At 40.3% G+C, this 10560-nt stretch carries 9 protein-coding genes; 5 read left to right on the forward strand and 4 right to left on the reverse strand.

Annotated features, from left to right (window positions below):
• Positions 1-168 precede the first annotated feature (168 nt).
• The 4 genes from KSO91_RS13855 (at position 169) to KSO91_RS13870 (ending at position 4454) form a co-directional block, all read left to right on the forward strand.
• A complete protein-coding gene (locus tag KSO91_RS13855; RefSeq protein WP_238743621.1) occupies positions 169-567 on the forward strand; it encodes a hypothetical protein in 399 nt (132 codons plus the stop codon).
• A gap of 71 nt (positions 568-638) precedes the next feature.
• Positions 639-1235 carry a hypothetical protein gene (locus KSO91_RS13860; protein WP_238743623.1) on the forward strand — a complete coding sequence of 199 codons (597 nt, stop codon included), beginning with the start codon at positions 639-641 and terminating at the stop codon, positions 1233-1235.
• A gap of 360 nt (positions 1236-1595) precedes the next feature.
• Positions 1596-3491, forward strand: coding sequence for a bifunctional glutathionylspermidine amidase/synthase (gene gss / locus KSO91_RS13865; protein ID WP_238743624.1), 1896 nt, complete (start codon positions 1596-1598; stop codon positions 3489-3491).
• A gap of 102 nt (positions 3492-3593) precedes the next feature.
• Complete coding sequence (locus KSO91_RS13870; RefSeq protein WP_238743626.1) at positions 3594-4454, forward strand: DMT family transporter; 861 nt, start codon at positions 3594-3596, stop codon at positions 4452-4454.
• A gap of 181 nt (positions 4455-4635) precedes the next feature.
• Here the strand turns inward: KSO91_RS13870 and KSO91_RS13875 are convergent, their stop codons facing one another.
• The gene (locus KSO91_RS13875; RefSeq protein ID WP_238743628.1) at positions 4636-6087 is read right to left on the reverse strand and encodes a RimK family protein; all 1452 of its coding nucleotides are present in this window, start codon (positions 6085-6087) and stop codon (positions 4636-4638) included.
• A gap of 69 nt (positions 6088-6156) precedes the next feature.
• On the opposite strand from KSO91_RS13875, the gene KSO91_RS17780 reads away from it, so the two are divergent.
• On the forward strand, positions 6157-7257 hold the full coding sequence (locus KSO91_RS17780; protein WP_238743630.1) for a GNAT family N-acetyltransferase/peptidase C39 family protein: 1101 nt from the start codon (positions 6157-6159) through the stop codon (positions 7255-7257).
• Between the two features lie 384 nt (positions 7258-7641).
• Here KSO91_RS17780 and KSO91_RS13885 read toward each other — a convergent pair whose 3' ends face one another.
• From KSO91_RS13885 to KSO91_RS13895, 3 genes are all read right to left on the reverse strand, one after another.
• A complete protein-coding gene (locus KSO91_RS13885) occupies positions 7642-8826 on the reverse strand; it encodes an AI-2E family transporter (RefSeq protein ID WP_238743631.1) in 1185 nt (394 codons plus the stop codon).
• A gap of 252 nt (positions 8827-9078) precedes the next feature.
• Positions 9079-9501 carry a hypothetical protein gene (locus KSO91_RS13890; protein ID WP_238743633.1) on the reverse strand — a complete coding sequence of 141 codons (423 nt, stop codon included), beginning with the start codon at positions 9499-9501 and terminating at the stop codon, positions 9079-9081.
• A complete protein-coding gene (locus tag KSO91_RS13895) occupies positions 9498-9788 on the reverse strand; it encodes a DUF883 domain-containing protein (RefSeq protein WP_238743635.1) in 291 nt (96 codons plus the stop codon). The genes KSO91_RS13890 and KSO91_RS13895 overlap by 4 nt, the downstream gene beginning before the upstream one ends.
• Positions 9789-10560: the final 772 nt, after the last annotated feature.

Here is a 10560-nt window from a genome sequence, read left to right on the forward strand (position 1 = left end):
AGCCAACCCAGAAAATTACCTGCCATGGAATTATCTAGAAAATAGTGAGTAACGGCTGACTTGCTTTCCAAAAAAGACTGAATTGGGCTAACCGCCCAAGTCAAACTATGCAGCCGTAAGCTCACGAATATTGAGGTTGATTTTAGAAATTTAAAAGTGACAATGGGTATGTCAGAGCTAAGTTGCAAATCCCCTGCTATGTGTCAAAAAGAGATATGGATTTATTTGTTGGCAAACAATCTTATTCGAATTTTGATGGCGCAAACGGCGAAGAAATTTAGCCTTAGTATAAGATCAATTAGCTTCAAAAATACGCTACAAATATGGAATTCCGTTTCAGCTAAATTCATAAATTTTGCAATGAATATCCAAAGATTTCTATTTATAATTGCAGGTCATCAAGTAGGGAAAAGGGCTGGACGAGTAGAGCCTAGGGCAAGAAAAAGGAGAGCTTCAGCTTATAGTTTATTAATGGTACCAAGGCATGAAGCTAGGGCTAATGTTCTAAAAAATGGGCACCCGCCAAAACAGAGGAAAAACACAGGAGCCAAGGGTGGGAAGGCTTAATGCAGTGCCATTCAGGGCAGACCCCCGTCCTTATATCCAGACAATTGCCTCAACGAAGAATAAAAAACTACATGGATAACGGCATAATTTCAATATACTGGTCGCTAGAAACTAAGCAATCAAACAAAAAGTATATCCCGATTGAAGTCGGTCTTACAGAAGGTCTAATTGGTAAGAGAGTATTACTTATCAAAAAAGGGGAACAGCCTCTTTACAATGGTGTAAAAAACTTGCAGGATTTTAAAAAATTGAACTTAGTTGCAGGTATGGGAAAAGCGTGGTTTGACGTAAATATATGGGAAAAAAACAACCTAAAATATAAAGAAAGCTCAGGGAATTGGAAGTCGATTTTTAAAATGATACCTTATGGTAGAGATTATAATTATATTTCAAGGGGCCTTAACGAAGTTACAAACGATGCAAAAAAATATCCAGAGTTGCAAATTGAAAATAAATTAATTTTTATTTATGACCGTGACTTTTGTTTTTATCTAAGTAAAAAAGGTATAAACGCAGGTGCCAAATATCAAAAAATCATTGACAGAGCAATCAAACATGCTCAAAAAAGTGGATTAATTCACAGATTAGTCAATAAATACTGGTCTAACACTTTAACAACTCTTAACTATGAGAAGCGCATTAAAATCCATTTAAAAATGCCGAAGTAATCATTATTTAGATCATATTTTTTCTACCTCTCCGTATTTGTAATTTCTAACGGTCTAATCTACGCGACAAAAACTGTGGAATATTATCGCAAATTATTAAGGCCTATGTCCCGCTCATACCTCAAGTCTATTTATCACTACTGTAATTTTGTATACCCCAATTTGCATCAATATTGGAAGAGTCTTACGGTTTAAAATTAATGAAAACGGAGTTGTTTTCAATCCCGCCAATTGCCTTTTATGGCTTAAAAATGACACTTTTTCATTCGTTTAGCGTATACAATATTTGATCATTTTATTAAACACAATGATATTATAAAGCACCTTAGCTTATAGCCCATGAACACTCGGAGCGCATCCATGAAAAAACCTGAACAACAATCATTTGGCCACCTCCTTGGGTTCGCTCCGGGATCAGTTGCTGCATATTCATCTGATTATCCATCAGCCTCAAAAGAAGATTATCCCAAACGAAGTGATTTTCGTAATTATGTTGATGGCATATATATGGGGTACAAGTGGCAATGCGTTGAATTCGCCCGTCGTTGGATGTACCTGAACAAAGGATACATATTCGACGATGTTGCCATGGCCTTTGACATTTTCAACCTACGTAGTGTGCGTGATATTAAAACCAATACACGCTTGCCGTTACATGCTTTTCGCAATGGTAACCGGCGTCATCCAGAAGTTGGCAGCTTGCTTATCTGGAATGAGGGTGGTGAGTTTGAAGTTACTGGGCATGTAGCTGTCATTACGGAGGTTTCCTCCAACCATATACGTATTGGCGAACAAAATACTACCCATTATTTATGGCAGGAAGGTAGTGGTTACTCTCGGCAACTGCACGCTCGAATTGATGATGATAACGAATACTGGATATCCTGCTCTTATGGTGATGCTGAAATTCTTGGCTGGATGATCCAGACTGGTGACGATACTTATGCCGAGCCGACTCATTCCATCGATCCGCACCTTTTTTCCATAAAAACATTCAACTTGCCAGAGCAGTCATCTGTACACAAATCATGGCTAAATATTGCTAATGCCGATGAGTCGGCCTTTGTAGACGCAATGGGGGGCCATAGCCTGACTCACAATAAGCAGGAACAAGGCCGCTATTTTACTATCTCAGAAGAAGCTGAACAACAACTTGAACATGCGACTAATGAGCTACATAATTTATTTATGCATGCAACTGACTATGTATTAGCAAACGATGATTTACTGAAAAAATTCAACTTACCGGCGTCTATTCTGCCTAAAATACGTACTTCGTGGGACAACCGTTTGAACGAACTTATCACCAGTCGTTTTGACTTTGCCATGACAGAACAGGGAATAAAGGTTTATGAATATAACTGTGACTCAGCGTCTTGTTATCTGGAAGCGGGAAAAATACAAGGGAAGTGGTTTGACCATCAAAATATAGATCCAGCAACGAATGCTGGAAAAGAACTTTTTACTCGTCTTGTTAAAACATGGGCGAAAAACCATACAAACGATCTTATTCACATACTGCGAGATGATGATCCAGAAGAAAAGTACCACGCACTTTTTATGCAGTCCGTTCTAGAGTCAGCAGGGATCAGAAGCAAACTTATCGTCCGTCTTGATGGGTTGTCATGGAACGAACAAGGCGACATCATAGATAAAGACAATGAACCGCTTAAATGGGTATGGAAGACATGGGCGTGGGAAACAGCGCTTGATCAACTTCGTAGTGAAGAAAATTACGATATAAATTCAAATAATGCCTATGAGCCGGACTGGCAATCGGGAAGGGCGATTAGATTAGCAGATGTATTGCTGCGTGAAAATATTATGGTTTATGAGCCGCTGTGGTCTCTTATACCCAGTAATAAAGCGATTTTGCCGGTTTTATGGCAACTTTTCCCTAATCACCCTTTGCTTCTTAACAGCGCCTTTGAAATTAATTCAGATTTACGACGCAGCGGTTATGTTATTAAACCGATAGTGGGCCGCTGTGGAGCCAATATCTCCTTGATCGATAAGCAAGATCGTGTCATTGAACAGACCGCCGGGGATTTCGATACGCAACAGTGCATTTATCAACAACTTTACGCGCTACCAAAGATAGATAGTTACTACACACAAATATCCACATTTACCGCTGCTGGTTTATATGCTGGCACGGGTGTTCGTGCGGATAGCAGTATGGTGATCAATAAAGACAGTGACTGTTTTCCACTGCGAATCATCGATAATGAACGCTTCATCTCTATATCCAAGTAAATCGACTTTGCGGGAATGACGTCATAATTATCTTTACTGCGTGTAATAAAATATTAATAAATAATGCCTCGCATCGTTATAAGGCATTATCTGCGAGGTGCAATGCTTAAAACAATATTATTAACCGCCTTAGCACTTTTAGCTTTTGCTGGAAATTCGGTGCTGTGTCGTTTAGCCCTATATGATGGGGTGATAGATGCCGCCAGTTTTACATCGATTAGGTTGCTTTCTGGCATTGTGTTCCTGCTATTTTTGGTCGCAATGAGAACCAAGGGTAAAATAAATCTAAGAAGCGGCAGTTGGTTATCTGCGTTTTTTTTATTTTTATATGCAATCGCTTTTTCATATTCATATATCTCCGTGGATACGGGGACCGGTGCATTGATATTGTTTGCCTCAGTTCAAGGCACAATGATTGTATATGGCCTGCTAAAAGGGCAGAGACTTCTTTGTCTGGAGTGGGTGGGACTATTTGCCGCGTTATTAGGATTGTTTGTTTTATTGATGCCAGGTGCTTCTGCTCCTTCACTAATGGGCTTCGCATTGATGTCTATTTCAGGCATTGCATGGGGAGGGTATACGCTAGCGGGTAAGGGATCAAAAACGCCACTGCTGGATACAACTAACAATTTTTTAAGAACACTACCTTTTATTGTATTGCTTACAATTTTAACTTTGCAACAAGTTCAGATATCCAACCAAGGTCTGATGCTAGCTATCGTCTCTGGCGCAGTGACGTCTGGACTAGGGTATGCCATTTGGTATTCTGCGCTGGCGCGATTGACGGTAACACAGGCTGCAACCATTCAATTGACAGTGCCAATAATTGCAACGTTCGGGGGTGTTTTATTTTCTAATGAAATGATTACTATTAAATTAATCATCTCCTCGATACTTGTACTCGGAGGGGTTTTGGTCGTTACCCTAGGTAAGCGATATGTTAAAAAGAAGATGGCAGAGTAGGTGATCTTGGGATGGATTTATTTGCAAATCTTTTGTTGCTCGGAGTAAATTCCAGAAAATCAAGTTGTTAGATTATAACATCCGCAGCGCAAGACAAACGGCAAGCAACTACGGTGTTATAACCAATATTCATCGAGTCTTAAAATAAAAATATTCGATTGGGGAACTTTTTATACCTGGACTAAAATCCGCGCATTTGTATACGGCGTAAAAATTCCGTCATCACACGATCGTAGAGTAGATCGCCTAAAAAAGCATCTTCAACATGATGGTCAATACTCGGATTATCATTTACTTCGATGACATAGACCTTGCCATCGATTTCTTTTAAATCGACACCATATAAACCAGCACCGATTAAATTAGCCGCTTTGACTGCTATATCAACTACATTTTTAGGCGCCTGTTTAAGATCGAAAGTTTCATAACCTCCCGAAGAAACACGGCCACTGTTATGGTGTTGGTAAATCTGCCAATGGCCTCGACTCATCATGTATTTACAAGCGTAAATAGGCTGACGGTTCATAACACCAATACGCCAATCATAATCGGTAGGCATAAATGCTTGCGCTAAAATTAAGGCGCTTTTTGCAAAGAGTGTCCCGGCTTCGCGTATGAGTTCTTGTTCATCTCGGACTTTAACCACCCCACGCGAGAAAGCACCATCTGGAATTTTCAACACCATAGGGAAGCTTAACTCGGCGATTACTTTGCTTTTCCATTGAGGATCGAAGCGTTGTAATATCACACTCTGCGGGGCGGGTACATTGTTGCGTTGTAAAAGTTCAGTGAGAAAGACTTTGTTGGTACATTTCATGATCGATTCTGAATCATCCATCACTACCAGTCCCATTTTTTCAGCGGTTTTTGCAAAGCGATAGGTGAAATTGCTGATATTGGTGGTGGCACGGATAAATAAGCCGTCAAATTCCCCTAATCGAGAAATATTATCGGGTGAGATGGTTTCCAAGTTCATCCCTAAACGATTCGCTGCGCGGAGAAATCGTTTTAATGCAGGGGCATCAGAAGGAGGCATCTTTTCCTCAGGATCCACAAGCATTGCTATATCATAACGGTATTTTTTATCTTGTTTAGGCTTACGCCAAATTTTGCTAGAGAAATGATCAAATGACTCTATAAAAAAATCCTGCTCTTGATCGGCTAAATCTTGGAAAGGATAAGGGGTTATTTCATTGATTTGCCATTGCCCTTGATGCTGGCTCATGGATAAATTGATCACCGGTACCATAAATTGTTCAAAAAGATGACGAGCTAATTTCTCTAGTCCTTTTTCTGGCGTACGACCAAAATAAATCTTAAAGTTTATCTGGTCACTTTGCGTGCTGAATTTGTTGAATTTCAATAATTCAGAGGAGAGTAAAAATGGCTGATTAATATCGTTGATTGCCATCACGCGAGGGATCACCCGATGACCTCGTGCTTCCGCCATTAAGGAGCAGTAATAACCGCTACTCATATAGTTATAATCGCGACATAAATTAACAACTTGTACACTAGTTTGGTTTTGTTTGCAGTCCATATTAAGGTAGTGATCAACACTGACAACTTGATCTGATGGAAAGTATTCTTGCCAATCACTAGACTGATCAGTCACGATTAAAAAGTTTGCCATAGCTATATTTATCCTGAAATATTAGGGATATGATTGAATGTTATCTTGCCAACCATTTAAGGGTGACCCGTGAATTTTCGTCTTGCAAGCAGTGCAGATCTCTCTGCCCTTAATGCGCTAGAGCTACAACTCTTTGATGGGGATAAAATTTCTCCACGCCAAATGAAGCGTTTTATACATTCCCAGCAAGCGATAATATTTGTTGCGGATAATGGTACGCAACTCGCAGGATATGCATTGCTACTATTTCATCAAGGTACACAGCTATCAAGGTTGTATTCACTTGCTGTAAAGCCTGAGTTCAGAGGGCAAAAAATTGCACAGCATTTGATTGCAAAATGCGAGCGCACAGCTCTTGAACAAGGTGCAACAACATTACGTCTAGAAGTGAGAAATGACAATAGTCCAGCAATAAATTTATATGAAAAAATGGGCTATAAAACACTTAAATTATTGATTCATTATTACGATGACCTTTGCGACGGTAGAAAGATGCAAAAACGTCTGCTCCCACAAGAGAAAAAAATATTATTACCTATGCCACTGTATGTACAAACAACGCCGTTTAGTTGTGGGGCTGCTTGTTTACTGATGAGCTTTGCATGTCTTACTAAAGAGTTTAAACCAAGTCGAACGATTGAACTGCAATTGTGGCGTGAAGCTACCACCATTTATATGGCGGCAGGGCATGGCGGTTGTAGTGGGCAAGGATTAGCTCTGGCAGCAGTTAAGCGAGGCTTTCATTTAGAGCTGTGGAGCCAATCACAAAGTACGCCATTTATTGACAGTGTACGAGATCTTAATAAAAAGCAGGTCATTGAGCTAGTTCATCAAGACTTTTGTGCGCAATTAACAGAGCAAGGGGTCACAATGATAGCAACGCCACCTAGTCAAGCGCAGCTAGAAGCTTGGGTTAATCAAGGTGCCTGTGTATTATTGCTGATCAGTACTTACCGTTTTAATGGCAGTAAAGAGCCGCATTGGATTGTGCTCAGTGGGGTGAGCGATAAATTTTTCTTTATTCATGATCCAGACGCCGAAACCCAAGCAGATGCAATGGCTTCAGCCTTTGTGCCTGTCGGTAAGGCTGCATTGTCACAGATAATTGGATTTGGTAAACAAAAACAAACCGCTTGTGTGGTGATATCGAAAGCGAATACAGTTTCCTAATCACCACGGCAGATATCATACCAATTACATTAAATAAGTGTTCTGAATTTTGCGTAGGAAAAATAGCTTAGTTTAAGGCATAAGTTGAGGTAAATGGTTGTTCCCTTTACGAAACTTATAACGAAGAAATAAGTTATTTTAACAAGTAAAATAGACCAGTTAATTATTGTGATTGGTATCAGTTATAGGCAGCTGCTTTACAAAGGTTCATATATAGAAAAATGCTCCCTCAGGATCTTTGTTAGTGGGAATTTGATAAGTCTCTGTGAGTGAAAAAACACACAGGCTTATCATCCCCGTTACCAATCACGGTCGTTAGCTCGGACACCAAGAAAAAGCGTAATAAAAAGACCTTTCGAGAGATTAGCTTCGTTACATTTAGGATTAGGCGCTCGTCTCAATTAGCCTTACCCAATCGGTCAGTATATTCAACTGCCATGCGGTGAGCTTGAGGCAAACCAATAAAGGCACAGCCAGCAATACGCCGGCGGGTCCCCAAAGCCAACCCCAGATAAGTAACCACAGAATTAATATTAATGGATTGAGGCGCATGTGACGGCCGAGCACGGTAGGGGTTATAAATTGGGCTTCTAACAGATTGATCCCAAAATAGACAGCGGCCGGTAGTAGTGCGACGAGCCCTATACCGTACTGCGTAACACCCGCAAGACAGAGTATGATAAGAGCAATAATGGGACCTACATAGGGAGCAAAATTAAGCAAACCAACCAGCGCACCCCAGAGTATTGCATCGTTCACACCCATCATCAAAAATACGCTCGCTGTGACAATACCCAGCCCTGTATTGATAATAGTTACAGTAACAATGTAGCGAGATAGCTCGTTCTGAAGTTTTTCTATCAGTTCAACTGAGCGGTGATTGTTTTGTTCTAAGGGAAAAATTTGTAGATAGCCATTATATAATCGCGGTCCAAAGATCAGTAGAAACAGCACCAGCATAACGAATGTCACAAACTGCGCAATGACAACGGGTGTTGCGCCCAATATAGAAATAATGACTTCCATTCCACCTTGCATAACCCGAGCTGAAAGTGCGCTATTACCATTACTGTTTATTTCCTCGGCAACGATTGTACCTTCATCATCGCTAAACCAACCAAACAAACTGAAGCCTTTTTCCTTAGCGGGCAATGATTGCGTGTTTATTTGCGCCGCCGACTCCGGGTTTATAGCGAGGCTTAGTTTATCAAGCCCGCCCGTAAGCTTAGCCGATAGCTGGGGAAGTTGTTCCAACCATTTTTGAGCCGGTTCGGCTAGTTTAATGGTCAAAATAGTCACCGGACCGCCAATCATGGCGAGCAGTAAAATTGCAGATACCGCGCGGGGAACATAAAAACGCTTGAAGAGAGCGACCAGCGGGCTGAGTAACAACGCAAATAAGAGAGCCACGAGTATAGGTATTAACAATGATTTGGCGAAGTACAGCGTATAAAGAAGTCCCAGCGCTAAGAGCCCGTAGATGGGAACGGTAAAAATAGAACCCTTGGACATAAGGGCGGTGTTTAATGGTTTGTTTAGGCTAACCAGTTCACTGTTAGTATTGCTCATTGTTTATTGCTCATCAGGTGACTACTGTAATTCTTAAGAAAAGGATAAAAACGATAACCAGTGATAACCGCTTTGTAAGTTTTTCGCCATCCCATAACACCTGTTACCACTCCGACTAACAGGCCGCTTGCTATTATGAAATAAGGCATTTGCGTTTTTAGGACAATTTTTAATTGTTGGCTAGTCAACTGAAATTGATTGTGGCGTTGATTCAAACGTTGGTTTACGGATTGAATTTCACAACGCAGGGATCTACGAGTCACAGTTCTGTGCTCCAACAAGTCGGCGAACATGCTGCCGAGTTAAGGGTAAACTGAGGCTTTTGTTATAATGTTTGCAGGCCAGAAAGATACTCACTAAGCCTAATACTTGGGTAATAAAGAGAGCAACTAACCCCTCTGTTATTGATGTGTTTAGCAGATAGATAAGCCATGCGAGCAGCGCACTAAAACTAAGCCATGTTAGCATCAGCATTGGAATAATAAGCAGCGATAGCACTAATAATCGTTTGCTATCAGCAATAGCGAGGCGTAATTCAAGTCGCAATAACTGAAAAACATCAGAGCCAGTCGCTGCTGCCTGTTGAAGCCAGCCGACCCACAGTTGCACCTCATCAAGCTGCTTCGGTTTTTCTGCCTTGTCAGCTTGGCTTGCTGGATCCGAAGTATCGATCATTTACGGGAAAATAATTGCGAAAGAACAAAGCCGGTAATAACGGCAATACCTAACGTAGACAACGGTTTTTCACGCATAAAAGTAGACGCCTGCTCGCCGAGCTTTTCAGTTTTGGCGCGACCTTTAAGTAATTGTTCGGTTGCTTCAGCCGTTAAGTCGACTCCAGCAGCTTCAGCTGCCAATTTGAAATGATCTTTGGCCTCCAATAATTTATCATAAGCCTCCAATGCAGCCTCTTTACTGGCAGCCAATTCATCTTTACGCGTTTTACTTGTATTTGTTGGCATTTCAACTCTCCTTGGTGATAGTGCTGTTATTCAAAATGATTTAATTTATCTATTTCTTGTTGATGAAATATTTTAAATGCCGATCTTTAAATTGACAAATATCTTCTGTATTTGAGTATATTCTCGAATTTAATAAAAGAAAGAAGAACCTTCCTGTTGACTATATACAGTGTGGCACAGCATAAATCGCAACAAAAGGGCACTCGGAATCTAGCTTACTTGAATAACGTTGATTTTTCATTTTTTTCTGATGCCAATAAACACCTCACTTATAAACTTGGAAAGCTGTAATTTAATGCTTGAGATGGCATGAGCTAGGGTGAAAACGCACAGCACAAGCTACAGCCGGTTCAGTCCATGGTCCCACAAATAAATCCCCCTCAAAATATCGACCAGTATGGCAATTGGACACTCAAAAGCATGATTCTTTTAGAATAAAGTGATGCAATAAAAAATAGTTACGCTGTTACTGACGCTTTATATTGGTGCAAAAAGCTTTTTAACGCCTCTCTTTGGTGCTCTATAATTTTTATAAATAGATGTAAGCCCCGTAGAACAAGGGTTTAGATGTTGGCATATTTAATGCCTGATACACATTAGTCGTTAATTCTAAACAACGCTCTATAGGCAAAAATAAAATCAGCCATAAAGTCAACAATAGGTGTTTTAGAACTATTCTGTCAATCATCAGAAATGCGCAAAAAAGAGATATGGATCCATTTTTTAGTGATCAATGTCATTCGTGTTTCAGATTCTGATACAGTATTTTAAA

Source organism: Psychromonas antarctica, from assembly GCF_022267535.1.
Classification (GTDB): domain Bacteria; phylum Pseudomonadota; class Gammaproteobacteria; order Enterobacterales; family Psychromonadaceae; genus Psychromonas; species Psychromonas antarctica.

Bases quoted from the DNA above. Each gene is read 5' to 3' on its own strand.
- KSO91_RS13855 (WP_238743621.1), top strand. From the start codon at position 169: ATGTCAGAGCTAAGTTGCAAATCCCCTGCTATGTGTCAAAAAGAGATA.
- KSO91_RS13860 (WP_238743623.1), top strand. From the start codon at position 639: ATGGATAACGGCATAATTTCAATATACTGGTCGCTAGAAACTAAGCAA.
- gss (WP_238743624.1), top strand. From the start codon at position 1,596: ATGAAAAAACCTGAACAACAATCATTTGGCCACCTCCTTGGGTTCGCT.
- KSO91_RS13870 (WP_238743626.1), top strand. From the start codon at position 3,594: ATGCTTAAAACAATATTATTAACCGCCTTAGCACTTTTAGCTTTTGCT.
- KSO91_RS13875 (WP_238743628.1), bottom strand. From the start codon at position 6,087: ATGGCAAACTTTTTAATCGTGACTGATCAGTCTAGTGATTGGCAAGAA.
- KSO91_RS13885 (WP_238743631.1), bottom strand. From the start codon at position 8,826: ATGAGCAATACTAACAGTGAACTGGTTAGCCTAAACAAACCATTAAAC.
- KSO91_RS13890 (WP_238743633.1), bottom strand. From the start codon at position 9,501: ATGATCGATACTTCGGATCCAGCAAGCCAAGCTGACAAGGCAGAAAAA.
- KSO91_RS13895 (WP_238743635.1), bottom strand. From the start codon at position 9,788: ATGCCAACAAATACAAGTAAAACGCGTAAAGATGAATTGGCTGCCAGT.